This is a genomic window from Polaromonas glacialis (assembly GCF_000709345.1).
Taxonomy (GTDB): Bacteria; Pseudomonadota; Gammaproteobacteria; order Burkholderiales; family Burkholderiaceae_C; genus Polaromonas; species Polaromonas glacialis.
The window spans coordinates 316,194-341,073 of sequence record NZ_KL448323.1 but is presented as its reverse complement, the minus strand read 5'-3'; the positions used below and the strand labels follow the sequence as shown (position 1 = coordinate 341,073).

The 24,880-nt window shown below is 63.0% G+C and carries 20 protein-coding genes and 6 tRNA genes; 6 read left to right on the top strand and 20 right to left on the bottom strand.

Translation table 11 applies throughout. From position 1 onward, the window contains the following. Positions 1-13 precede the first annotated feature (13 nt). Both EC86_RS0101960 and EC86_RS0101955 read left to right on the top strand, forming a co-directional pair. Complete coding sequence (locus EC86_RS0101960; protein WP_029524030.1) at positions 14-547, top strand: helix-turn-helix domain-containing protein; 534 nt, start codon at positions 14-16, stop codon at positions 545-547. Beyond that, positions 474-1,085 (top strand): IS630 family transposase, encoded by a 612-nt coding sequence (locus tag EC86_RS0101955; RefSeq protein ID WP_198026741.1) that lies wholly within the window; start codon positions 474-476, stop codon positions 1,083-1,085. Before EC86_RS0101960 ends, EC86_RS0101955 begins: the two co-directional genes overlap by 74 nt. A 13-nt stretch (positions 1,086-1,098) precedes the next feature. On the opposite strand, the gene EC86_RS0101950 is transcribed toward EC86_RS0101955, so the two are convergent. From EC86_RS0101950 to EC86_RS0101885, 14 genes are all read right to left on the bottom strand, one after another. Beyond that, positions 1,099-2,217 (bottom strand): transglutaminase-like domain-containing protein, encoded by a 1,119-nt coding sequence (locus tag EC86_RS0101950; protein WP_029524028.1) that lies wholly within the window; start codon positions 2,215-2,217, stop codon positions 1,099-1,101. Positions 2,218-2,391: 174 nt separating this feature from the next. Beyond that, on the bottom strand, positions 2,392-2,931 hold the full coding sequence (locus tag EC86_RS0101945; RefSeq protein WP_029524027.1) for a TlpA family protein disulfide reductase: 540 nt from the start codon (positions 2,929-2,931) through the stop codon (positions 2,392-2,394). Positions 2,932-3,204: 273 nt separating this feature from the next. Further along, a tRNA-Leu gene (locus tag EC86_RS0101940) sits at positions 3,205-3,291 on the bottom strand. Positions 3,292-3,379: 88 nt separating this feature from the next. Further along, positions 3,380-3,453, bottom strand: a tRNA-Cys gene (locus EC86_RS0101935). A gap of 58 nt (positions 3,454-3,511) precedes the next feature. Continuing rightward, positions 3,512-3,587: transfer RNA gene (locus tag EC86_RS0101930), tRNA-Gly, on the bottom strand. A 78-nt stretch (positions 3,588-3,665) separates the two neighbouring features. Further along, positions 3,666-3,739, bottom strand: a tRNA-Cys gene (locus EC86_RS0101925). A 58-nt stretch (positions 3,740-3,797) separates the two neighbouring features. Then, positions 3,798-3,873: transfer RNA gene (locus EC86_RS0101920), tRNA-Gly, on the bottom strand. 61 nt (positions 3,874-3,934) lie between these two features. Next, complete coding sequence (gene lon, locus EC86_RS0101915) at positions 3,935-6,364, bottom strand: endopeptidase La (protein ID WP_029524026.1); 2,430 nt, start codon at positions 6,362-6,364, stop codon at positions 3,935-3,937. 121 nt (positions 6,365-6,485) lie between these two features. Continuing rightward, entirely contained in the window at positions 6,486-7,751 is a 1,266-nt protein-coding gene (gene clpX / locus EC86_RS0101910; RefSeq protein WP_029524025.1) for an ATP-dependent Clp protease ATP-binding subunit ClpX, read from the bottom strand. Positions 7,752-7,880: 129 nt separating this feature from the next. Then, on the bottom strand, positions 7,881-8,531 hold the full coding sequence (gene clpP, locus EC86_RS0101905) for an ATP-dependent Clp endopeptidase proteolytic subunit ClpP (protein ID WP_051675676.1): 651 nt from the start codon (positions 8,529-8,531) through the stop codon (positions 7,881-7,883). Between the two features lie 93 nt (positions 8,532-8,624). After that, positions 8,625-9,935, bottom strand: a complete 1,311-nt coding sequence (gene tig, locus EC86_RS0101900) for a trigger factor (RefSeq protein ID WP_029524023.1) — start codon at positions 9,933-9,935, stop codon at positions 8,625-8,627. 56 nt (positions 9,936-9,991) lie between these two features. Continuing rightward, a tRNA-Leu gene (locus tag EC86_RS0101895) sits at positions 9,992-10,078 on the bottom strand. A 107-nt stretch (positions 10,079-10,185) separates the two neighbouring features. Next, the gene (locus tag EC86_RS0101890) at positions 10,186-13,404 is read right to left on the bottom strand and encodes an efflux RND transporter permease subunit (RefSeq protein ID WP_051675675.1); all 3,219 of its coding nucleotides are present in this window, start codon (positions 13,402-13,404) and stop codon (positions 10,186-10,188) included. 7 nt (positions 13,405-13,411) lie between these two features. Then, a complete protein-coding gene (locus tag EC86_RS0101885; protein ID WP_029524021.1) occupies positions 13,412-14,575 on the bottom strand; it encodes an efflux RND transporter periplasmic adaptor subunit in 1,164 nt (387 codons plus the stop codon). 130 nt (positions 14,576-14,705) lie between these two features. Between EC86_RS0101885 and hpnC the strand changes: the two genes are divergently transcribed. From hpnC to hpnE, 3 genes are all read left to right on the top strand, one after another. After that, entirely contained in the window at positions 14,706-15,569 is an 864-nt protein-coding gene (gene hpnC / locus EC86_RS0101880; RefSeq protein WP_029524020.1) for a squalene synthase HpnC, read from the top strand. Positions 15,570-15,750: 181 nt separating this feature from the next. Further along, on the top strand, positions 15,751-16,593 hold the full coding sequence (hpnD, locus tag EC86_RS0101875; protein WP_029524019.1) for a presqualene diphosphate synthase HpnD: 843 nt from the start codon (positions 15,751-15,753) through the stop codon (positions 16,591-16,593). A 136-nt stretch (positions 16,594-16,729) separates the two neighbouring features. Next, positions 16,730-17,992, top strand: a complete 1,263-nt coding sequence (hpnE, locus tag EC86_RS0101870; protein ID WP_029524018.1) for a hydroxysqualene dehydroxylase HpnE — start codon at positions 16,730-16,732, stop codon at positions 17,990-17,992. A gap of 64 nt (positions 17,993-18,056) precedes the next feature. On the opposite strand, the gene EC86_RS0101865 is transcribed toward hpnE, so the two are convergent. Together EC86_RS0101865 and EC86_RS0101860 are read right to left on the bottom strand one after the other, a co-directional pair. Next, entirely contained in the window at positions 18,057-18,689 is a 633-nt protein-coding gene (locus tag EC86_RS0101865) for a glutathione S-transferase family protein (protein WP_029524017.1), read from the bottom strand. Between the two features lie 8 nt (positions 18,690-18,697). Continuing rightward, a complete protein-coding gene (locus EC86_RS0101860; protein ID WP_029524016.1) occupies positions 18,698-19,402 on the bottom strand; it encodes an HAD family hydrolase in 705 nt (234 codons plus the stop codon). A 20-nt stretch (positions 19,403-19,422) separates the two neighbouring features. Between EC86_RS0101860 and hemH the strand changes: the two genes are divergently transcribed. Further along, positions 19,423-20,526, top strand: coding sequence for a ferrochelatase (hemH, locus tag EC86_RS0101855; RefSeq protein ID WP_029524015.1), 1,104 nt, complete (start codon positions 19,423-19,425; stop codon positions 20,524-20,526). A 116-nt stretch (positions 20,527-20,642) separates the two neighbouring features. Here hemH and EC86_RS0101850 read toward each other — a convergent pair whose 3' ends face one another. From EC86_RS0101850 to EC86_RS0101835, 4 genes are all read right to left on the bottom strand, one after another. Next, complete coding sequence (locus EC86_RS0101850) at positions 20,643-21,659, bottom strand: Bug family tripartite tricarboxylate transporter substrate binding protein (protein ID WP_029524014.1); 1,017 nt, start codon at positions 21,657-21,659, stop codon at positions 20,643-20,645. 33 nt (positions 21,660-21,692) lie between these two features. Further along, on the bottom strand, positions 21,693-23,195 hold the full coding sequence (locus tag EC86_RS0101845; RefSeq protein ID WP_029524013.1) for a tripartite tricarboxylate transporter permease: 1,503 nt from the start codon (positions 23,193-23,195) through the stop codon (positions 21,693-21,695). Beyond that, the gene (locus EC86_RS0101840; protein ID WP_029524012.1) at positions 23,196-23,708 is read right to left on the bottom strand and encodes a tripartite tricarboxylate transporter TctB family protein; all 513 of its coding nucleotides are present in this window, start codon (positions 23,706-23,708) and stop codon (positions 23,196-23,198) included. Positions 23,709-23,915: 207 nt separating this feature from the next. Next, entirely contained in the window at positions 23,916-24,875 is a 960-nt protein-coding gene (locus tag EC86_RS0101835; RefSeq protein WP_029524011.1) for a Bug family tripartite tricarboxylate transporter substrate binding protein, read from the bottom strand. Positions 24,876-24,880 lie beyond the last annotated feature (5 nt).

Below are 24,880 nucleotides of genomic sequence, written 5' to 3'. Positions count from 1 at the left end.
GGAGGTTACGAAAATGTTATCTCAGCACATCATTGATCAGCTGCAGCCCTATGATTTCGACCGACTGGCCCACAAGGAAAAGGATGGGCGCCGGCGACTGCGCCTGATCGCGCTGGCGCACCTAAAGGACGGCAAGAGCTATACCGAAGTGGCGGCTGCATTGCGCGTGACCCGCCACGCGGTCATGCGCTGGGTGCAATGGTTCCTCGCTGGCGGCGTGGCCCGTCTGGCCGGCATGCCGCATGACTGGAGCACGCAGCGCCTTGCCAAAGCACAGGAGGAAGCGTTTCGCCAGGCGGTCGAGCAACTGCAGGGCGAACGCGGCGGCGGTCGGGTGCGGGGCGAAGACATCCGCCAGTTGCTGGCCGGGCAGTTTGGCGTGGCCTACAGCCTGAACGGTGTGTATGACCTGATGAAGCGCCTGGGGCTGGTATGGATTTCGGCCCGCGCCGTCAGTCCCTACGCCGATCTGGTTGCACAAGCCGAATTCAAAAAAAAACTTCGTCCAGGAAGTCGCCGCAACGCTGCCGCCAGGCGTTGCGCCTGAACAGGTGGACATCTGGTTCCAGGATGAAATGCGCATCGGCCAGCGCGGCACGCAAACGCGCCTGTGGGCGCGCAAGGGAACGCGGCCCCGGGTGGTGCGCCAGCAGCAGTCCGAATCGGCGTACATCTTTGGCGCCGTCTGTCCACGGCAGGACAGTGCCATCGGTCTGGTCATGCCGCACGCCAATACCGAGGCGATGAGCCATCATCTGCAGGTCCTGAGCGAAGCGGTGCCTGCGGGACGCCATGCCGTGCTGGTGCTGGACCGCGCGGGATGGCACACCACGCCCAAACTGCCGCAGTTCCCGAACGTTTCATTGTTGCCGCTGCCAGCGGGGTCGCCCGAGCTCAACCCGGCCGAGCAGGTGTGGGCGCAACTACGCGACCGGCACTTGGCCAACCGCTGCTACGACGGCTACGAGCAGATTGTTGACGCCTGCTGCGACGCCTGGAATGCCTTCACGCAAATCCCTGGCGCCATCCGCTCTTTGTGCTCCCGCAGCTGGGCAGTGCTGCCCTCGGCTTCGGTTATTTCATGACACGGGATTGGTATCAGGCCTTGATTTCCTTGGCGGTGATCTGGTACTTGAAGTCATCCGGCGCGTACGAGTCAAAACGTCCGGCGGCGTTTTCACCCACGGGGTACATGAAGAAACCCAGTTGGCTGCCTTTGGCATGGGGCAGCGACACGTCATGCGCGGTGTTGTAGGCCATCCAGTTGCCTTCCCAGCCGCCGAACAGCGCCTTGTTGACCGGGGCCACCACGGGGTCGGTGGTGTTCTTGATCCAGTCGGCGGTTTCCAGGCGCATGACCTTGGCGACGTCGGCCGGGTCCATCGCGACCCAGCCGTAGCCCTTCAGGTAGGCTTCGCTTCGGCAGTGCTGCGCGCCCTTGAGGCTGGCCGGGTTGCCCGACAGTTCCTTGTAGCCAAAGCTTGACGGTACCAGCCGGATGCCGTACACGTCGCGCGCCGGAACGCCGGCGGCGCGGCACAGGCCGACAAAGATCGCATTGAGGTCGGCGCACTTGCCGCCCAGGTTGCCGGTTTCCAGCATGCTCTGGATGTCGCCTTCGCCACAGCCGCGCACCTTGGGTTCGCGGTAGGTGTTGGTGACCACCCAGTCGTAGATCTGCCGGACTTTTTGCAGGTCGGTCCTGGCGCCCTGCGTGGCTTCGAGTGCGGTCTTGCGCACGATGCCATCCGTCGGAATCAGGTCGGTGGCCCGGGTGAAATAGCGCAGCGTTTCTGCATCTTCTGCCTTGGCGGTTTTTTGCGACCAGTCCACGGCACGGTTTTGCGTCTGCACGCGGCTGGTGAGTTCGGCAAACGGCCTGGCCTCGCCAGGGGCGAAGTCAACGTACAGCATCTTGGCGCCGTCCTGGCCGTCCTGCAGAAACTTGCCGGCGCCGTTGCTGGAGAAGCTGCTTTCGAGCGAATGCTGGTAGCCGCTGTTGACCGACGGAATCGGCAGCCACACCCGGGTGGCGCCATTGGGCTTGGCAATGTCCACCCGGGTCGTGACCTCGAACGTGCGCCAGGCGCCGCTTTGCGGTGCAAACAGGGTGCGGGCGGGAGCGGCGGGCGCCTGGGCAAAGTTGAGGCTGGGCAGGGAGGCGGCCAGGGCGGCGGCAGCCGTATTTTTCAGAAAGCTGCGGCGTACGGTGGTCATCGATGAACTCCGGGAGGGATGGTGAAAGGGTCACAGCACCGGCGCAGGTAAAGATGCGCCGGGAAGTGGTGCCGGGCTGGACAGTCGCTGCAGGGCAGCGCGCCAGTCACCGGCAACCTTCGATTATCGCTGGAGCCGCCCGTGCAGCGGTTTTTCACGCAGGCAACGTGGACCCTACAGCAGGCTGGCGATCAGTTTCGCGGCCGCCGGGCCGGTCCAGTCCAGTTCGCCCTGCACCCGGTTCCTGGGACGGCCCCGGCGGTCAATGGTCAGCGTGGTCGGAAAAATCCGGACACCCCAGCGTCGGGCGGCCTGGCCATCGACATCGAGCAGCACCGGCAGCGTGATGCCGGCCCGCTCGGCGAACTGCAGGGCGCTGGCCGGTTTTTCCTTGAAGTTGATGGCCAGCACCAGCAGCCTGCCGGCGCCATGCAGGGCGGCCACCTGCTGGAGCGAAGGCATCTCGGCGCGGCACGGTTCGCACCATCTGGCCCAGAAGTTGAGCAGCACGGCGCGCCCCCTGAAGTCGGCAGCGCGCCAGATCTTGCCGGTGGTATCGACCAGTTCGAAGCCATCCACCGGACCGGCCCACGGGCTGACCTGATAAGCCTCGCCCGTCAGGTGCTGGGCGCCCGCTGGCAGCCACAACGGGGCGCTGGCGGCGGCACAAGTGGTTTGCAGGAAATGGCGACGCGACTGGAAGAGAGCAGGCATGCACCCGAGCTTACCCGTGAATCTGGAGCGCGCTCGGCAGGTCGTCAGGTTCAACCACCCTTCGCTCTTGAGCGCCGCGACGCGCGTGCGCACAGGCAATTGGACGCCGCGCTGCGCTCCGGCCGAAACGCCGACAGGCGCCAGGTCAGCGGCATTTATGCCTCGCTGTTCCAAGCGGCGGTCTTGGCATGCCTGATGCCGAATGCCCGACCAAGACCTAGGCCTGCGCTGCCCTCAATTCAGGCCGTGACGCAAGCGAAGTCGAACTCAGGATGGTGCGAGAGACGGGACTTGAACCCGTATGACCTTTCGGTCGGCAGATTTTAAGTCTGCTGCGGCTACCGATTACGCCACTCTCGCCGGTGATTTTTGGAAAATTTGTTGACTGAGCCAAGCTGTATTGTCAAACAAAAAGCCCCTTTTCAGGGGCTTGACGATCATCATTTGATGGAGGCGCGGCCCGGAGTCGAACCGGGCTAGCCGGATTTGCAATCCGGTACATAACCGCTTTGTTACCGCGCCCTTTTTTTCTTATTTTCCAACCAAAAAGGGCAGCATTTTGAAGTGCTGCCCTTTGAATTGGAGCGGGAAAAGAGGCTCGAACTCTCGACCTCAACCTTGGCAAGGTTGCGCTCTACCAACTGAGCTACTCCCGCGAGTCTAGCTATAAATTATAGCTTGGTTTTTCGCCATTCCAGCTTTTTCCAAATGAAAAACTGACGACCATCGTTTGATGGAGGCGCGGCCCGGAGTCGAACCGGGCTAGCCGGATTTGCAATCCGGTACATAACCGCTTTGTTACCGCGCCCTTTTTTTCTTATTTTCCAACCAAAAAGGGCAGCATTTTGAAGTGCTGCCCTTTGAATTGGAGCGGGAAAAGAGGCTCGAACTCTCGACCTCAACCTTGGCAAGGTTGCGCTCTACCAACTGAGCTACTCCCGCGAGTCTAGCTACATATTATAGCGTGATTTTTTACACTTTCCTGAATCACGGAGAAGTTTTCTCAATGCTTGACCGTGCCGACGGCTTGCGACGGGGCGGCGGCGCTGGCGGCGGCAATCAACGCAACTTCTTCATCGGTCAAGGGCACCGGCTGCCGCTCCAAGGCAACCTGCAGCACTTGGTCAATCCACTTCACGGGGATGATTTCGAGACCTGCTTTGACATTGTCTGGAATTTCCTGAAGATCCTTGGCATTTTCCTGCGGTATCAGCACGGTCTTGATGCCTCCGCGCAGGGCAGCAAGCAGCTTTTCTTTCAGACCGCCAATGGCAGTGACCTCGCCCCGCAGCGTGATTTCACCGGTCATGGCCACATCGCCACGGACAGGAATTCCAGTCAATGCAGAAACAAACGCGGTGGTCATGGCGGCCCCGGCACTCGGGCCGTCTTTGGGGGTCGCGCCGTCAGGGACATGGATGTGAATGTCACGCTTTTCAAACATCTCATCCTTGATACCCAAGCCCCTGGACCGGCTTCGAACCACGGTTCGGGCCGCCTCGACCGACTCTTTCATGACATCGCCCAATGACCCTGTGCGTGTGATGACGCCCTTGCCCGGCATGACGGCCGCTTCGATCGTTAGAAGGTCACCACCCACTTCAGTCCAGGCCAGACCGACGACCTGGCCCACCTGATTGTTCTTTTCCGCACGGCCGTAATCGTATTTCCTCACACCCAGGAATTCATTCAGGTTGTCGGGTGTGACGAGCACTTTTGGCGTCATCTTCTTGAGCTGTATGCCCTTGACGACCTTGCGGCAAATCTTGGACAGTTCCCGCTCCAGCGAGCGAACACCGGCTTCACGCGTGTAGTAGCGCACGATGTCGCGCACCGCCTGCTCCTGCACTTCCAGTTCGTCCTCCTTCACGCCATTGTTCTTGACCTGCTTGGGCAGCAGGTAACGCATGGCAATGCTGGTTTTTTCGTCCTCGGTGTAGCCCGATAAGCGGATGACTTCCATGCGGTCCAGCAGGGCCGGCGGAATATTCATCGAATTGGACGTCGCAACAAACATCACGTCACTCAGGTCAAAATCGACCTCGACATAGTGGTCGCCAAAGGTATGGTTCTGTTCCGGGTCCAGCACTTCAAGCAGCGCGCTGGAGGGGTCGCCGCGAAAATCAGTGCCAAGCTTGTCAATCTCGTCAAGCAGGAACAAAGGATTGCGCGTGCCGGCCTTGCTCAGGTTCTGCAATACCTTGCCAGGCAGGGCGCCAATATAAGTACGGCGGTGGCCACGGATTTCGGCCTCGTCGCGCATACCGCCCAAGGCCATGCGGACATACTTGCGACCGGTGGCTTTGGCAATCGACTGGCCGAGCGATGTCTTGCCGACACCCGGAGGCCCTACAAGGCACAGAATCGGCGCCTTTAGTTTGTCAACCCGCTGCTGCACCGCGAGGTATTCGACAATGCGATCCTTGACCTTTTCAAGGCCGTAGTGGTCCTCATTGAGCACGGCTTCGGCGTTGACCAGATCATGCTTGATCTTGGTTTTCTTGCTCCAAGGTAAACCCAGCAGCACATCGATGTAGCTGCGCACCACTGTGGCTTCCGCCGACATTGGCGACATCAGTTTCAGTTTCTTGAGTTCGCTTTCTGCCTTTTTACGGGCTTCCTGCGGCATTTTGGCGTTCTTGATCTTCTTTTCGATCTCTTCGAGATCAGCGCCTTCTTCGCCCTCACCCAGTTCTTTCTGGATGGCCTTGACCTGCTCGTTCAGGTAGAAGTCGCGCTGGTTTTTTTCCATCTGCCGCTTGACGCGACCGCGGATCTTTTTGTCCACATTGAGAATATCGACCTCGCGCTCGAGCTGCTCGTACAGATTCTCAAGACGCGCTTTGACATTGTCCATATCCAAAATGACCTGCTTGGCATCCAGCTTGAGCGGCAAGTGCGCAGCGATTGTGTCAGCCAGGCGCCCGGCATCATCAATGCTGGAGATCGATGTCAGTATCTCGGGCGGTATTTTCTTGTTCAGCTTGACGTAATGGTCAAACTGCTGCGTCACGGCGCGGCGCAAGGCCTCGATCTCGCTGCCCTTGCTACCCGCGACAACGGCCACGGGCTCGACCGGTGACACATTGGCGGTGAAATGCTGCTCGCCGTCCTCGATCTTGTTCACCCTGGCGCGCTGCTGCCCTTCTACCAGGACTTTGACCGTGCCGTCTGGCAACTTCAGGAGTTGCAGAATGGTGGCCACGCAGCCCACCTCGAACATGTCATCAACGGACGGTTCATCCTTGGCTGCGGTTTTCTGGGCCACCAGCATGATTCGGCGCTCGGATTCCATGGCCAGTTCCAAAGCCTTGATGCTCTTGGGCCGGCCCACAAACAGCGGGATCACCATATGCGGAAAAACCACAACATCGCGCAAAGGCAGCAAAGGCAGGTCAATAGGCGTGGGAGGAAGAAAAGTTTGTGCAGACATATAAAACCTTAAACCTTCATAACAAGGCAAAACGCGACGAGCCTTCTCAGGATCGGGCGAAATTGTAGTGACCGGGGACAAAGGCTGCCGTTTCAGGCACGTGCCTCGTCCTGTCCGGGACTCAGGCTTTCTTGGCGGCTTCGCGGTAGACCAGCAGAGGCGGCTTGTTTTCCTCGATCGTCGCTTCGTCAACGACCACCTTGTCAACATTGCTGGTGGTCGGCAAATCAAACATGGTGTCGATCAGGGATTGCTCCAGAATCGAGCGCAGGCCGCGCGCGCCGGTTTTTCGGGCAAGTGCCTTGCGGGCGATGGCCTTGAGGGCCGATGGCCTGATTTCCAGATCGACGCCTTCCATGGCGAGCAATTTGCTGAACTGCTTGACCACGGCATTTTTCGGCTCCGTCAGGATCCGGACCAGCGCATCTTCGCTGAGTTCGGCCAAGGTGGCGATGACCGGCATCCGTCCGACGAGTTCGGGAATCAGGCCGAACTTGATCAGGTCTTCGGGTTCGACATCCTTGAACGCTTCAGTCAGGCTACGGGCCTTTTTACTTTTGACGGCGGCGCCAAAACCAATACCCGAAGCTTCGGTACGGCCCTCGATGACTTTTTCAAGTCCGGAAAACGCGCCGCCACAAATAAACAGGATGTTGGTGGTGTCAACCTGCAGAAAATCCTGGTTCGGATGCTTGCGTCCGCCCTGCGGCGGCACGGAAGCCATCGTGCCTTCCATCAGCTTGAGCAGCGCCTGCTGGACGCCTTCGCCCGACACATCGCGGGTGATGGACGGGTTGTCGGATTTGCGAGAAATCTTGTCGATTTCGTCAATGTAGACAATCCCCTGCTGGGCGCGGTCAACCTCGTAGTTGCAGCTTTGCAGCAGCTTCTGGATGATGTTTTCGACGTCTTCACCGACATAACCGGCTTCGGTCAGGGTGGTGGCATCGGCCATCACAAAAGGCACGTTGAGGGTCCGGGCAAGTGTCTGTGCCAGCAACGTCTTGCCGGAACCCGTGGGCCCGATCAGCAAGATGTTGCTCTTGGTCAGTTCGACGTCATCCTTCTTGGCCGATTCCTTGTGGCGCAGCCGCTTGTAGTGGTTGTACACAGCAACGGCCAGCGTTCGCTTGGCGGGTTCCTGGCCAATGACATAGCCGTCCAGCGTCGCCTTGATTTCTGCTGGCGTTGGCAGGTCACTGCGCGTCTCGGTCACTTCGCTGCCTGCAGGCAATTCATCGCGAATGATCTCGTTACACAGATCAATACACTCATCACAGACAAAAACGGATGGACCGGCAATCAGTTTCTTGACTTCATGCTGGCTTTTGCCGCAAAAGGAGCAATACAACGTCTTTTCGCTGGAGGAGCCTTTTTTATCGGCCATTGTGGGGGACACCTTTAACGTGACATGGTGAAACTATGCGCTTCGCCAATGATAACCAATAAAAAAACGGCGTTTCTGTAACAGAAAAACGCCGTTATTGCAAAGCTGTCTTACGCTCTACAAGGCAGATCAGGGTCGTTTGGAGATTACCTGATCGACCACGCCATAGGCTTGGGCTTCGTCGGCAAACATGAAATAGTCGCGCTCGGTGTCGCGCTCGATTTTTTCAACCGTCTGGCCGGTGTTGTGCGCCAGGATGCGGTTTAACTGATCGCGTGTCTTCAGGATGTCTCTGGCATGAATTTCGATGTCCGATGCCTGTCCCTGCGCACCACCCGACGGCTGGTGAATCATGACGCGCGAATTGGGCAGCGAAAAGCGCTTGCCTTTGGTGCCGGCTGACAGCAAAAATGCGCCCATGCTGGCCGCCATTCCGACGCACAGGGTGGAAACGTCGGGCTTGATGAACTGCATCGTGTCGTAAATCGCCATGCCGGCCGTCACCGAACCGCCGGGCGAGTTGATGTAAAACGAAATGTCCTTGTCAGGATTTTCGCTTTCCAGGAACAGCAACTGTGCAACCACCAGGTTGGCGGTCTGGTCGTTGACCGGGCCGACCAGGAAGATCACGCGCTCCTTGAGCAGGCGCGAATAAATGTCGTAAGAACGTTCGCCACGGCCGGATTGTTCAATGACCATGGGAACCATGCCCAGGCCCTGAATTTCCTGGCTGTCGGATTGGGGGCTGCTGTAGCCGCCGTAATTAATGTTTCTGACCATTGGTTTTTCTCCAGAGATGTAGGTACTGTACCGAAAATGAGTTGGGGCCTGTACCGCAAAGCACAAGCCCCAGCGTCAGGAGAAGTCAGCGGCTCAGTTCTGGCCCATCAGTTCGTCGAAGGAAATGGCCGTCTCGTTGACCTTCGCTTTGCCGAGGACAAAGTCGGTGACATTGTTTTCAATCACCACGGCCTCGACTTCGGCCATGCGGCTGTTGTCGCTCAGGTACCAGCGAACGACTTCCTGCGGCTTTTCATAGCTGGCGGCGAGTTCTTCGATGTGCGCCTTGAGCTGCTCGGGCTTGGCCTGCAGTTCGTTGGCGCGCACCAGTTCGGCCACCACCAGGCCCAGGCGGACGCGCTTTTCGGCCTGCGGACGGAAAATGTCGTCGGGGATCGGCGCCTTGTCAGCGTCCTTGATGCCGCGCTTTTTCAGGTCGGCGCGTGCGCCTTCCACCAGGCGCTCGAGTTCAGCCTGAACGCTGGCGTTGGGCAGGTCCAGTTCGGCATTGGCCACCAGCGCATCCATCACCGCATTCTTGTTGCGGGCCAGCAGGCGGAACTTGACTTCGCGCTCAAGGTTCTTCTTGATGTCCGAACGCAGGCCTTCGACCGTGGCGTCGGCAATGCCGAGCGACTTGGCCAGCGCCTCGTTGACCTCTGGCAGGTTCGCTGCTTCGATTTTCTTGACCGTCACCAGGAAATCGGCCTGCTTGCCGGCCACGTCCTTGCCGTGGTAATCGGCAGGGAAGTTCAGGGGAAAGGTCTTGCTGTCGCCGGTCTTCATGCCGCGCACCGCATCTTCAAATTCCTTGAGCATCTGGCCGTCGCCGACGATGAACTGGAAGTCCTCGGCCTTGCCGCCGGCGAAGGTCTCGCCGTCCATCTTGCCTTCGAAGTCGATGGTCACGCGGTCGCCGTCCTGCGCGGGCGCATCGGCTGCGCGCTGGGCAAAAGTGCGGCGCTGCTTGCGCAGGATGTCGAGCGTCTTGTCGATGGCGGCGTCGCTGACTTCGGCGCTGACCTTTTCGACTTCGGCATTGGCCAGATCGGCAATCTTGACTTCCGGGTAGACCTCGAAAATCGCGTCAAAAGCCAGTTCGCCTTCAGGGGCGTCTTCCTTTTCGCTGATGCGGGGCTGGCCGGCCACGCGCAGCTTGGCTTCGTTGGCGGCAACGGCAAAAGCCTCGCCGACCTTGTCGTTCATGACTTCGTAATGCACCGAATAGGCATAACGCTGGCTGACCACGCTCATCGGCACCTTGCCGGGACGAAAACCGTCCATCTTGACGGTGCGGGCGAGCTTCTTCAGGCGGGTGTTGACTTCCGACTGGATGGTATTGAGGGGAAGCGTGAGCGTCATTTTGCGCTCGAGCTTTTCAAGATTTTCGACAGTCACGGCCATGATGGTTTCCTAAAAATCAAAATTTATTCAAAACAGGGCTTTCACCTGTTCAGGGATGGTGCGCGGGGCGGGACTCGAACCCGCACAGTATTGCTACCGTCAGGACCTAAACCTGGTGCGTCTACCAATTTCGCCACCCGCGCTCCTGAAAAAAACAACGGGAATCCGGATACTTTCCAAATTCCCGCCTGAAATCGGTCAACTTTCTATTTTAGCCTGTATCGGGAACACGTTTTCCGGCGGGACGGATTCAAGCCGCAGCGGGCTTGCCGCCCTCGTCCCGCCGGACACGAAACCAGGCCGCATACATGGCCGGCAAGGCCAGCAGCGTCAGTACCGTGGCGACAATCAGCCCGCCCATGATGGCTACTGCCATCGGCCCCCAGAACACGCTGCGCGACAGCGGAATCATGGCCAGCACGGCTGCCGCCGCCGTCAGCACGATGGGCCGCAGGCGGCGCACGGCTGACTCGACAATCGCGTCCCAGGCGGGAATGCCTTGCGCCCGGTCCTGCTCGATCTGGTCAATCAGGATGACGGAATTGCGCTGGATCATGCCCATCAGCGCAATCACGCCGAGCAAGGCCACGAAACCGAACGGCCTGCCCAGCAGCAGCAAAGCCCCGGCCACGCCGGCAATGCCCAGCGGCCCGGTCAGGAACACCAGCATGGCGCGGCTGAAGCTGTGCAACTGCAGCATCAACAGCGTAAAGGTCAGGAACAGCATGATCGGAATGCCGGCGGCAATCGACGCCGAGCCCTTGGAGCTTTCCTCGACCGCGCCGGCCACGGCAATGCGGTAGCCGGCCATGCCGCTGGCGTGCCACTTCGTTTCCAGCGCCTTGAGCGCGGGCAGCAGTTGCGCCGTGATGGTCGCGCCTTGCAGGCCTTCGGCGATGTCGCCCTGCACCGTGATGGCGTAGTCACGGTTTTCGCGCCACATCACGCCCGGCTCCCAGGCAAACACCGGCTTGGCAATCTGCGTCAGCGGAATCGACTGGCCCGACGCGGTGGGCATGTAGGCATTGCCGATGTCGCTGATGGCGCTGCGCTCGTCCAGTGGCTGACGCAGCACGATGTCGATCAGTTTGTCGCCCTCGCGGAACTGCCCCACCGCCTGGCCGCTGAGCAGGGTGCGCGCCGCCTGTGCGATCGACTGGCTGGTCACGCCCAGCGCCCGCGCCTTGGACTGGTCCACTTCCAGCCGCACCACCTTGACCGATTCGTTCCAGTTGTCGTTGACGCCGCGCATGCTGGCGTTGCCCCGCATCAGCGCCTTGACCTCGTCGGCGCGCTCGCGCAGCACCAGCGGGTCGCTGCCGACGACGCGGAACTGCACCGGATACGGCACCGGCGGCCCGTTGGGCAGGAGCTTGACGCGGCCGCGCACTTCCGGGAATTCGGTCGCCAGCAGCGCGGGCAGCTTGACGCGCAGCGATTCGCGCTCTTTCAGGTCGCTGGGCAGCACGATCATCTGCGACACGTTGGTCTGCGGAAAGACCTGGTCCAGCGGCAGGTAGAAACGCGGCACGCCCGATCCCAGCCAGGTGCTGACCGACGCCACGCCCGCCTCCTGCATCAGGCGCTGCTCGACGCGCCTGGCAGTGGCTTCATTGGCCGCGAACGAGGTGCCTTCGGGGAACCAGATGTCCACGATGATTTCAGGCCGGCTGGAGTCCGGAAAAAATTGCTGCTGCACCCGGCCCATGCCGACAATGCCCAGCGCAAAGATCAGCACCGTCGCGCCAATCGTCAGCCAGCGGTGTTCCACGCACCAGTTCACGGTGCGGCGAAAGGTGTTGTAGAACGGGGTGTTGAACATTTCGTGCGGGCTGTCATGACCAGCCTGCACTTCCTTCACGTGCGGCGGCACCTTGAGCAGCAATGTGCCCAGATACGGCACGAAGTACACCGACACGATCCAGCTCAGCACCAGCGCCACCACCGTGACGGCGAAAATCGCATAGGTGTATTCGCCGGTCACCGACCTGGCCAGGCCAATGGGCAGGAAGCCGGCGGCGGTGATCAGGGTGCCGGTCAGCATCGGCATGGCGGTGATTTCGTAGGCGAAGGTGGCGGCGCGCACCTTGTCGTAGCCCTCCTCCATCTTGCGCACCATCATCTCGACGGCAATGATGGCGTCGTCAACCAGCAGCCCCAGTGCGATGATGAGCGAGCCGAGCGATATCTTGTGCAGGCCGATGCCCAGGTACCACATCGCCAGGAAGGTCAGGCTCAGCACCAGCGGAATGGTGATGCCCACGACCAGCCCCGGCCGCATGTCGATGTAATAACGCTTCCAGATCGGCAGCTGCCCCGGCCCCGCGTGCGGCCGCTTGTGCAGCCCCAGGCTGATGAAGCTCACTGCCAGCACGATCAACACGGCCTCGATCAGCACGCCGACAAATTCGTTGACCGAACCCGCCACCGCCTTCGGCTGGTCCTGCATGTGAACCAGCTTGACGCCGGCCGGCAGGCTGCGCTCCACGTTGGCCGAGAGTGCTTCCAGCGACTTGCCCAGCCGGATGATGTCGCCGCCCTTGGTCATGGCCACGCCCAGCGCAATCACTTCCCGGCCCTGGTGATGCACCTTGACGGTCGGCGGATCGACATAGCCGCGCCGGATCTCGGCAATGTCGCCGAGCTGGAACTGCCGGCCCGAGCTGCCCCGGATCGGCATGGCGCGCAACTGCTCTATGGCCTCGAACTGGCCGGCAACACGCACCTGCACCACGTCGAGCGGCGTCTGCACCGCGCCGGCCGATTCAACCGCATTTTGCTGGCCCAGCTGCGTCAGCACCTGGTTCAGGTCCAGCCCCAGCGTGGCCAGGCGTTTTTGCGAGACTTCCACAAAGACTTTTTCGTCCTGCACGCCAAACAATTCCACCTTGCTGACATCGGGCACGCGCAGCAGTTGCTGGCGCACGTCGTCGGCAAAGGTCTTGAGTTCGGCGTAGTTGAAGCCGTCGGATTCCAGCGCATAGATCACGCCATAGACGTCGCCAAAGTCGTCGTTGAAAAACGGCCCCTGCACGCCGGCGGGCAGCGTGCCGCGCATGTCGCCGATTTTCTTGCGCACCGAATACCAGACATTGGGCACCTCGCTGGCTTTGGACGAATCCTTGATCTGGAAAATGATCTGCGACTCGCCCGGTTTGGAATAGCTGCGGATGCGGTCGGCATAAGGCACCTCCTGCAGCGTGCGCTCCAGCTTGTCGGTGACCTGCTCGGCCACCTGCTGCGCGGTGGCGCCCGGCCAGTAGGTGCGCACCACCATGGCGCGGAAGGTGAACGGCGGGTCTTCGTCCTGCCCGAGCTGAAAGTAGGCTGAAAAGCCCAGCACCATCAGCACCAGCAGCAAATAACGTGTCAGCGCCGGATGCTCCAGCGCCCAGCGCGACAGGTTGAAACGCTCCGAAGGCGCAGCGCGCGCGTCAGCGGCAGGTTCGTTGTGGATGGGTTGCGTCATGCCAGCCTCACTTCGTGCCGGAAGCGGAAGCCGCCGGCGCGGCCAAGGCCGGCTTTGCTATTGAATCAGGAGCTGCTTGCGCCCGTCCAGCTTGCGAAGAAGGCCTGTTTGGCTCATAAATACTGACTTTCTGGCCGGGCGACAGCACATGCACGCCGGCGCTGACCACCTGCATGCCCGGCGCCAGGCCGGCGCCCACCACCACCTCGTTGCCGTCGGCGGTCGCCACCTGGATCACCTGCGGCCTGACCGTCATGCTTGCCTTGTCCAGCACCCACACCGTGGTGGCCTGAGCTTCCTGGCGCAGGGCGCTGGTCGGCAGCTTGATGACCGGCGTGCCGGCAGCGGCGCCGGACGCCAGGATGGCGTAGACCGTCGCGCCCAGCGGCGGCGCCTTGCCCTCGATTGCCACCTTGACCGGATACGTGCGCGTCACCGGGTCGCTGCTGGCGGCCACCTCGCGCACCGCACCTAGCAGTTCGGTGCCCTGCGCCCAGACGCGAATGCGCACTGGCGCACCCACCTTGATGCCGGCCACCTTGTCCTCTGGCACCGAGAACACCATGTCGCGCACGCCATCGGCGGCAATCCGCACCACGGTCGCGCCAGCGGCGACGACCTGACCCGGCTCGGCCTCGACCGCCGTCACGATGCCGGACACGTCGGCTGTCAGCACCGCATAGCCGGTCTGGTTGCCCTGCACCGCCGATTGCGACTGGGCCTGCTCCAGCTGCGCCTGCGCGGCCTTCAGGGTCGCTTCACGGCGCTCCAGTTCGGCGCCGCTGATGAAGTTCTGGTCTTTCAGCGCCTGGTAGCGCTTGAAATCGGCGGCGGCCAGGTTGCGGTTGGTGGCGGCGGCGGCCACCTGCGCGCGGCCAGCCTCGGCGGCCAGCCGGTAATCCTGCGGGTCGAGTTGCGCCAGCACCTGCCCGGCCCTGACCTGCTGGCCGACCTCGGCCTGCCGCTTGACCAGCTTGCCGCCAACCCGAAAACCCAGCCGGGACTCGACCTGCGCCCGGACTTCGCCGGCATATTCATGGCTCGGGGAATAGGCGCTGGTGCCGACGGTGATGACCTTCACGGCGCGAACCGGTTCCTCGGGCGGCGCGGGCCGGGAGCAGGCGGCCAGCAGCAGGGCGGCGCCTGCCAGGGAGACAACGGTTTTGTTCATGATGGGCGGGTGGGCTGATGGGAAAAGGTTCCGGGCGGTCACGGCTTGGAGCGGCTCAGCCAGCGGTTACTGACTGAGCGGTTAGTAATCTATGAGAAATGCAAAAGCTTGTCAAGCGACAATCCGGCGCATGAATCCAGGCCCTAGCTCGTCCACCCCACACGCCGCCAGCCTGCAAGGCGTCAGCCACTATGAGAATTTTCCGGTGGCCACGGTGCTGTGCCCGCCGCATCTGCGCCCGGCGATTGCCGCCATCTACTGGTTCGCCCGCACCGCCGACGACATCGCCGACGAAGGCATTGCCGCGCCGCAAACCCGGCTGGACGACCTGGCCGCCTACCGCGCCGACCTGATGGCGACCGCCGCCGGCCGGGCGCCATCAACGCGCTGGGCCGGCGTGTTCGGGCAGTTGGGGCCGATGATCCGGCAATTCGACCTGCCGGTGAACCTGCTGGCTGATCTGCTCAGCGCCTTCGAGCAGGATGTCGTCAAGCAGCGTTATGCCAGCCAGGCCGAACTGTTTGATTACTGCCGCCGTTCGGCCAATCCGGTCGGCCGGCTGCTGCTGCACCTCTACGGCGTGAAGGATGCGGCGGCGCTGAGCGAGAGCGACTGCATCTGCACCGCGCTGCAGCTGATCAATTTCTGGCAGGACCTGGGCGTGGATATTCCACGTGGGCGAATCTACCTGCCGGCTGATTCCTGGGCTGGCCATGGCGTCAATGAAGCGCAGCTGCTCAGGCTGGACAGCAACCCGAACACTATAAATTTAATAGCTGCTCACGCCCGCCAGGCAAGCGCAATGATGCTAAAAGGCTCGAAACTGGTGAAAAAGGTGCCCGGGCGCGGCGGCTGGGAGTTGCGGCTGGTGGTGCAAGGCGGCCTGCGGATTCTGGACAAGATCGAGGCGCTGGGCTTTGACACCTTGCGGCAGCGGCCCAAGCTCAACGCCTGGGATGTCGCGGTGATGGGCTGGCGCGCGCTCTGGATGTGAATGTGGCCCCCACGCTTGCCACTTCGTGTGCTGCGCTGCCCCCCGAGGGGGCGCTGCGCCTGCGGCCCGGCAAAGCCGGTTCCGCGGCCCTGGCTGGTGGGGACGGGAAGCCCCCACGCTTTTTAACCTTGCATCCCCGACTGGCGCAAATCGGACATTTCCGCCTGCGACAATCGCCGGCATGACGCCCGAGAACTATGTCCAAGAGAAAGCTGCCGCTTCCGGCAGCAGTTTTTACTACGCCTTCCTGTTCCTGCCCACGGAAAAGCGCGCCGCCATCACGGCGTTTTATGCTTTCTGCCGCGAAATCGACGATGTGGTCGATGAAGTCACCGACCCCGGCGTCGCGCATACCAAGCTGGGCTGGTGGCAGGGCGAGGTGGCCAAGTCGTTTGCCGGCAACCCGACGCATCCGGTGATGCAGGCCTTGATGCCGATGACCGACGCCTACGGCATCGAGGCGCGGCATCTGCAGGCGGTCATTGACGGCTGCATGATGGACCTGTCGCAAAACCGCTATCTCGATTTTGTGGCGCTGCAGCGCTACTGCCACCTGGTCGCCGGCATCGTCGGCGAAGTGGCGGCGCGCATCTTTGGCCAGACCGACCCCGCTACCACCGCCTATGCGCACAAGCTGGGCCTGGCGTTCCAGCTCACCAACATCATCCGCGACGTCGGCGAAGACGCGATGCGCGGGCGCATCTACCTGCCGGTCAACGAGTTGCAGCAGTTCGAGGTGAAGGCGCACGAAATCTTGAAGCGCGAATATTCAGACCGTTTCACCGCGCTGATGAAGTTCCAGACCGAACGCGCGCTGGCTTTGTACGACGAAGCGCTGGCGTTGCTGCCGGACGCCGACCGCCGCGCCCAGAAGCCCGGCCTGATGATGGCCAGCATCTACCGAACGCTGCTGCGCGAGATTGCCGCCGACAACTACCAGGTGCTGCACCAGCGCGTCAGCCTGACGCCGCTGCGCAAGTTCTGGCTGGCGTGGAAGACGCAGGCCTTCGGCAAGGTGGTATGAACATGGCCCCCACGCTTGTCGCTGCGCGTACTGCGCTGCCCCCCGAGGGGGCCGCTGCGCCTGCGGCCCGGCAAAGCCGGCTCCGCGGCCCATGCTGGTGGAGAGGGAAAGCGCCCGCTGTTACTAAATTGGCCACATGAAAGTCGCCATTGTGGGCGCAGGCTGGGCCGGTTGCGCCGCCGCCGTCGAGGCCGCGCGGCTTGGCCACCAGGTGACGATTTTCGAGGCTTCGCGCACAGCCGGCGGTCGCGCCCGGCGCGTCATGGCGACGCTGAACGGTCTGCCTGTCGCCCTGGACAACGGCCAGCACATCCTGATCGGCGCCTATGCCGAGACGCTGCGGCTGATGAAGGAGGTCGGCGTCGATGAGGCTGCGTCCTTCCTGCGCCTGCCGCTGACGATGCGCTTCCCCGACGGCAGCGGCCTGCAGTTGCCCGACTGGCCGGCGCCGCTGGACGCCGTGGCCGGCATCCTGAACGCACGCGGCTGGTCTTTAGCCGACAAGCTGTCGCTGCTCAGAGTGGCACTTGGCTGGCGGCTGGGCGGCTTCTCCTGTTCCCCTGGCCAGTCGGTCAGCGATTTGTGCAGCGGCCTGGCGCCCGGCCCGATGGCGGCGTTGATCGAGCCGCTGTGCGTGTCGGCATTGAACACGCCGCCCGGGCGCGCCAGCGGGCAGGTGTTCCTGCGGGTGATGCGCGATGCGCTGTTTGCGCAAAGCGGCGGCTCGAACCTGCTGCTGCCGCGCGCCGACCTGAGCGCCCTGCTGCCCGATGCGGCGCTGGCCTGGCTGGATGCACACGGCGGGGCGCAACGCCTGGGCGTGCGGGTCCAGGCGGTGTCGCCGGCCGGTCCGGGCTGGACGGTGGACAGCGAAGCCTTTGACCGCGTCGTGCTCGCCTGCCCCCCAAATGAAGCGGCACGGCTGGTGCAAGGCAGCGGCGTCGCCGCCGAGGCGTGGATGGCGCAGGCGCGCGGCTTGCCGCATGAAGCGCTAACGACCGTTTATGCGCACGCGCCTGAAGCCGGTTTGCGACAGCCGATGCTCGCCCTGCGTTCAAGCGCGGCCGAACCTGCCCAGTTCGTCTTTGACCGGGCGCAGCTCGGCGGCCCGGCCGGACTGCTGGCCTTTGTCATCAGCGCCAGCACCGGCGACAGCGCCACGCTGACCGCGCAGGTGCTGGCGCAGGCCGCGCGGCAGCTAGGGCTGACGGACTTGCGGCCCGTGCGAACGATTGTCGAAAAACGCGCCACCTTCGCCTGCACGCCAGGCCTGCAGCGCCCGGCGGTTCACATTACCGACGGCCTGCTGGCCTGCGGCGACTACCTGGCCGGTCCGTATCCGGCGACGCTGGAAGGCGCGGTGCGCTCCGGGTTTGAGGCCGCCCGCAGCTTGCGCTGAACCACTGGCAGCGCGGCTAGATACTCATTAATTGATAGCTATAGGTGCTTACAGGATAAGCGCATCAGGCATTTTCGGCCATGAAACGAACCTGCTGGAAGGCCGGCCGCGCCAGGCAGCCCTGCAGCCAGTCGCGCACCTGCGGGCATTGCGCCATCAGCTCGCTCGCGCCTTCGACCCAGGCGATGACCGACGCCACGCAGATGTCGGCCACGGTGAAGCGGTCGCCGGCCAGCCAGGGGCGGCCCTGCAAATGCTGGTCCAGGATGCGCAAGGGGCCGGCCAGGTGCCTGAGCGATTCCTCGACCAGTTGCGGCTTGCGGCGCTCGGGTGGCATGAGCATGGCGTGCATCAGGAAAATCAGCGCGTCCTTTTCGCACTCGGTCACGACCCAGAAGGTCCAGCGCAGGATCTCGGCACGCTCGGCATTGCTGCGCGCGGCCAGCGACAGGCCGTTGCCGTCCAGGAAGCGCTCGGCCAGGTAGACCGTGCAGGCCATCGATTCCCAGACCAGCACGCCGTCGTCGTCCACCACCGGGATGCGCCCGTTCGGGTTGACCTTCAGGAACTCGGGCGTGCGCGTGGCGCCGCCCACGTAGGGCAAGGCGATGTGCTCGTAGGCCAGGCCCAGTTCCTGCGCGACCCACAGGGGACGGGCGGCACGGGAAGCGGCGGTGCCGTAGATTCTCAAGGTCATGTCGGCTTTCAGTTGGACTCAGAGGGAAAGAGATCGCACAGCTCAAGCAGCGTCGTCACGGTTTCGTGCGGCGTTGCGGGATGCGTCCAGGGATGGTCTGTGCGGTTCACCCAGACCGTCTGCATGCCGCAGTCGAGCGCCGCCAGCACATCGAGCGCGGCGTCGTCGCCCACATGCAGCACCTCGTGCGCCTGCACGCCGGCGGCGCTTGCCGCCGCATGGAAAATGCGCGGATCGGGCTTGCCGACGCCAAACTGCTGGGCACTGACGCTGGCTGTGAAATACGAACCAATGCCGATGCGGTGAACGTCGGCATTGCCATTGGACAGCGCCACCAGCGGAAAGCGGCGCGACAGGAACTGCAGCGCCTGCGCCACGTCGTCAAACAGCGTGACCTGGTGGCGCGCGGCAAAAAACACCTCGAACGCCGCTTCGGCCAGGCCCGGGTCGTCGCCGCTGCGGCTCAGCGCCAGCCGGATCGACCGGGTGCGCAAGGCACTCAGGTTGTGTTTGAGTTCAGGATACAGCGCGTTGACATGCTCGCGAATCTCGTGGCGCGCCTCCGGCTGGGCCAGCAGGGCCGCCGTCTGCGGGGCATGCCGGGCGAGCCAGTCATGCAGCGCCTGCTCGGCTTTTTCTATGGTCGGCCAGATCGGCCAGAGCGTGTCGTCCAGGTCTAGGGTGATGGCTTTGATGGGGGCAAGTTCAAGCATGGCGTAGGCGAGAATACCGCATGTCTTTTGCCCCCGAACCCTCGTATACCCACGGCGCGCCGCCCAAGGCGCTGGCCACTACCGCCATTTTGTTGTGCAACCTGGGCACACCCGACGCGCCCACCGCGCCGGCGCTGCGCCGCTACCTTGGCGAATTCCTGAGCGATGCGCGGGTCGTCGAGATTCCCAAGGCGCTCTGGTGGCTGATTTTGCACGGCATCATCTTGCGCACCCGGCCCAAAAAATCGGCCGCCAAGTACGCCAGCGTCTGGCTGCCCGAAGGCTCGCCGCTCAAGGTCTGGACCGAAAAACAGGCGCTGATGCTGCGCGGCTACCTGGGCCAGCGCGGCCACCACGTCGAAGTGCGCTATGCCATGCGCTACGGCAACCCGTCGATTGCCTCGCAGCTCGACCAGCTCAAGGCGGATGGCGTGACGCGCATCCTGATCCTGCCGGCCTACCCGCAGTACAGCGGCACCACCACGGCCAGCGTGTTCGACGCGGTCTACACCTGGGCGGCCAAGGTGCGGCGCATTCCCGAATTCCGATTCATCAACAATTACCACGACGATCCCGGCTACATCGACGCGCTGGCCGACAAGATTCGCCAGCATTGGAAACTCAACGGCCAGGCCGACAAGCTGGTCATGAGCTTTCACGGCGTGCCCGAGCGCACCCTGATGCTGGGCGACCCCTACCATTGCGAATGCCACAAGACCGCGCGCCTGCTGGCCGAAAATCTTGGCCTGTCGAAGGACCGCTGGCAGCTGACCTTCCAGTCGCGCTTTGGCAAGGCCAAATGGCTGGAGCCCTACACCGAGCCGACACTGGTCAAGCTGGCGCAGTCGGGCCTGAAAAGCGTTGATCTGGTCTGCCCGGGCTTCACCGGCGACTGCCTGGAAACGCTGGAAGAAATCTCGATGGAGGCGCGCCACGCCTTCCTGGAGGCGGGCGGCAAAACCTTCAGCTACATCGACTGCCTGAACGACAGCCCCCGGTGGCTCGCAGCCCTGAGCGACATCGGCATCCGGCACATGGGCGGCTGGGACACCGGGGCAGCACCCGATGCCGCCAATCTGGCGCAAACATGTGCCCGTGCCCGGGCTCTGGGCGCCCCGCAATAATTCCCACTGCCACAGGAAAAGCATGGTGCGGGAAAGCGGGCCGGCGAGAGCTTTCCCAAAAATGGCTTCTGAGGCAGGTGCGGCCTGCACAGGCAGCCATGGATTCAGCAGCAGAATCAGGCCTTTAACTTCAGCAGATGCATCATGACCCGCGAAGTGGCCAGGTCGAAGTCGATGAAACTGCTGAAGGCCGGCCCCGACAGCCAGGAGGATTCCCAGCGATTTTGCTGGAGCGTTTGTTGCCAGGATTCATGCGCCGTGGCCGCCTTGACCGCCTGTACCATGGCAGCTTGGCGCGCTGCCGGCACGCCCTCGCCGGTGAAGACACCGCGCCAGTTGGCCATGTCTACATCTACGCCCCGCTCCCGGATGGCCGGAATGCCAAAGGTCGAGCGCTTGGAGGACACGCCGATGGCGCGCAGCTTGCCGCTGAGCAGTGCTTCCCTGAATTCGCTGTAGCCTGAAATGCCCGCTACCGCCCGGCCGTCCAGCACGGCCTGAACGACTTCGGTACCGCCCGCGAACGGCAGGTAAAGCAGGTCTTCGGGCTTGCCCTTGGCACCGCGCGTGAAAACGCCCGAGAACACATGGTCCACGCCACCGGCCGAACCACCAGCAATCGGCGTTTCTTTTTGCTGGGTGCGAATGCGCTCGGCCAGGTCGGACACGGTGCGGACCGGGGAATTGGCCGACACCACCACCACCAGGTAGTCGCTGGTCAGCCGGGCAATCGGCCTGATGCGGCCCATGTCGATGGCCGGTTTTTGCAGCGCAATGGCGCCCACCATGACCATGCCGCCCATCAGCAGGGTGTTGGCATCGCTGCCGTATTTTTCAGCGTAATGCGCCAGCCCCAGGGTGCCGCCCTTGCCGCCCTTGTTTTCATACTCGACTGCGTCGGTGACACCTGCGCCCACCAGGGCTGCGCCCAGGGCGCGTCCGGTCTGGTCCCAGCCCCCGCCGGCATTGGCCGGAATCACGATGCGCAGGCTGGGCGCCAGCCTGGCAGGCTTGGTCTTGTCCGCAGCAAGGGCAACGGATTTCGCCGCTTGGGCCCACAGCGGTGTGACGCTACCGCCCAGCAGGGCCATTCCAAGACCACCAACTATTGTGCGACGCTCAATCTTCAGCATATTCAAGTTCTTTCTTTGCAAGAATTAAAAGGTTCAGGACACGGCTTTTCTTCCAGCCCAGCGTTTGAACAGGCGCGGCAGCACCAGCACGGCCACCACCACGACGATCAGGATCAATGACACCGGGCGCTCGATGAACACCATCGCACTGCCCTCGCCAATCGACATCGCGTTGCGCAACTGCGCCTCTGCCAGGGGGCCGAGGATCATGCCGACGACGACCGGCGCGGTCGGAAAGTCAAAGCGCCGCATGACCACGCCCAGCACGCCGATGCCGTAGAGCAGGAACAAATCGAACGCGCTTTGCCGCATGCCGTACACGCCGACGGTGGCAAAAATCAGGATGCCGGCGTAGAGGTAAGGCTTGGGAATCTTCAGCAGCTTGACCCACAGGCCGACCATCGGCAGGTTGAGCACCAGCAGCATCACGTTGCCGATGTAGAGCGAGGCGATCAAGGCCCAGACCAGCGACGACGAGGTGGTGAACAGCTGCGGGCCGGGCTGGATGCCGTAGTTCTGGAAGGCGCCGAGCAAGATGGCGGTGGTGTTCGACGTCGGGATGCCCAGCGTCAGCAGCGGAATCATGGCCATGGTGACGGTGGCATTGTTGGCCGCTTCCGGACCGGCCACGCCCTCGATGGCGCCCTGGGTGCCGAACTCGGCCTTGTCTTCGCCCTTGGCCAACTTTTTCTCCACCGCATAGCTGAGAAACGTCGGGATTTCGGTGCCGCCGGCGGGGATGCAGCCGAACGGCGCGCCAATCGCCGTGGCGCGCAGCCACGCTGGCCAGGAACGGCGCCAGTCGCGCCGGGTCATGTGGACCCGGCTCAGCTTGTTCTGGGTATCGACGATGCGGCCTTCGTAGAGCACCGCGTACATCGCTTCGGCGACGGCGAACAGGCCGACGGCGACCAGCACAATCTCGATGCCGTCGAGCAGTTCGGGAACGCCGCCGGTGTAGCGCGCCTGCGCCGAAATCTGGTCCAGCCCCACCAGGCCGGCGGCCAGGCCGATGAAAAGCGCCGTCATGCCGCGCACCGTGCTTTTGCCCAGCACCGCGCTCACGGTGGTGAAGGCCAGCAGCATCAGCATGAAGTATTCGGGCGGGCCGAGCTTGACCGCCAGGTCGGCGACGATGGGCGCGAACAGCGTCACCAGCACCGTCGCAATCGTTCCCGCCACGAACGAGCCGATGGCGGCGGTGGCCAGCGCGGCGCCGGCACGGCCGCTCTTGGCCATCTTGTTGCCTTCCATGGCCGTGACCATGCTGGCGGTTTCACCCGGAGTGTTCAGCAAAATTGAGGTGGTCGAGCCGCCGTACATGGCGCCGTAGTAGATGCCGGCGAAAAAGATCATCGACGCCGTGGCCTCGACCTTGACGGTGATGGGCAGCAGCATGGCGACCGCCACCGCCGGGCCGATGCCGGGCAGCACGCCAATGGCCGTGCCCAGGGCGCAGCCGACAAAGCACCAGATCAGGTTGATGGGCGTGGCCGCCGTGGCAAAGCCCTGCAGCAGCTGGTTGAAGATATCCATTTAGAGCCATCCCGTCGAGGTAAGGCCTGGCAGGTTGATCGCCAGGAATTGGGTGAACATCCAGAACACCGGGGCGGCAATCGCCATGCCGATCAGCGCGTCCTTGAGCCAGACCGCCGGCCCGCGGCGGGTAGCGCCCTCGGCGCCTTTGAGCCCCTGGACTGCCAGCACGAAGCACAGCGTGCAGCTGAAGATGAAGCCAATCGTCGTGATGAGCGCCGCATTGGTCAGCAGCCCGGCCGACATCCAGGCAAAGCCCAGCCAGTACGGCGCGGGTCCGCCGACCGGCTCGTCCATCGCCCGAAAGCCGCCCGAGCGCGATTCCCAGATGATGAAGCCACTGCACACCAGCAGCGACAGGGAAATCAGCCACGGCAGGAAATTGGGGCCGACGCCGCCGTAGCCGGCCGCCGACGGAATGGTGAGCGCGCCTGCGGCCAGGCCAAGTCCGATCAGCAGCACGCCGATGCCGACCAGCGTCTGGAGCGGATAGGATTTTTTTTGAAGTGTCATCGCTTGTTACCTTCTTGGGCATCTTCTCCGGCACGAAAAGACGAATTGAATAAGGGCGTTGCGCAGGCCTCTGGCCTGCGGCGGCCGCATCAAGGCTTCATGGTGCCGGGCATGGAGGATGCCGTGAAATGGAATGCGGGACGCCAGCCCGGCAAGGCCGTGTCCCGTCTTTCGCTGAAAAACAGCCGGACAAACCGGCCGTCAGGCTCAGACCATGCCGGACTTGACCATGGTGGCGCGCAGGGCGGCGAAGTCGTCATCGACAAACTTCTCGAACGCCGGGCCGGTCAGCACCGCAGCCGTCCAGTTGTTTTTCTCGGACGCTTCGAGCCAGCTCTTGGACTTGACGGCCTTCAGGATCATTTCGGTCAGCGCCTGGCGCTGGGCCGGCGTGATGCCGGGCGCGCCGTACACGCCGCGCCAGTTGCCGATCACCACGTTGATGCCCTGCTCCTTGAGCGTCGGAATGTTCACGCCCGGCAGGCGCGTCTCGGATGTGACGGCCAGCGCGCGCATCTTGCCGGTGTTGATGTACTCGGCGAATTCGCTGTAGCCGCTGCCGCCGATGGTGACATTGCCGCCCAGGATGGCGGCCGTGGCTTCGCCGCCGCCCCGGAAGGCGACGTAGTTGATCTTGGCCGGGTCGGCGCCGACTTCACGGGCAATCATGGCCGCCGCGATGTGCTCGGTGGCGCCGCGTGAGCCGCCGCCCCACTTCACGCTGCCCGGGTCTTTCTTGAGCTGCTCGACCACTTCCTTGATCGACTTGAAGGGCGAGGCGGCCGGCACGACGAACACGTTGTATTCGCTCGACAGGCGCGCAATCGGCGTGGCCTGGCTCAGGCTGACCGGCGGCTTGCCGGTGATCAGGCCGCCAAGCATGACCGCGCCCATCACCATGAGGGCGTTCGGGTCGCCCTTGCTGCCGTTGACGAACTGCGCCAGGCCGAGCGCGCCGGCCGCGCCGCCCTTGTTGTCATAGCTGACGGTGGCGGCCGCACCCGAATCGACCAGCGCCTTGCCCAGCGCCCGGCCGGTGGTGTCCCAGCCGCCGCCGGGGTTGGCCGGCACCATCATCTTGACATTGGCGGCGGCAAAAGCCGACAGTGGAAAGCTGCCTGCAGCGGCCAGGGCGGCCATGGATTTCAAAAAGGTGTCGCGACGCATGGATG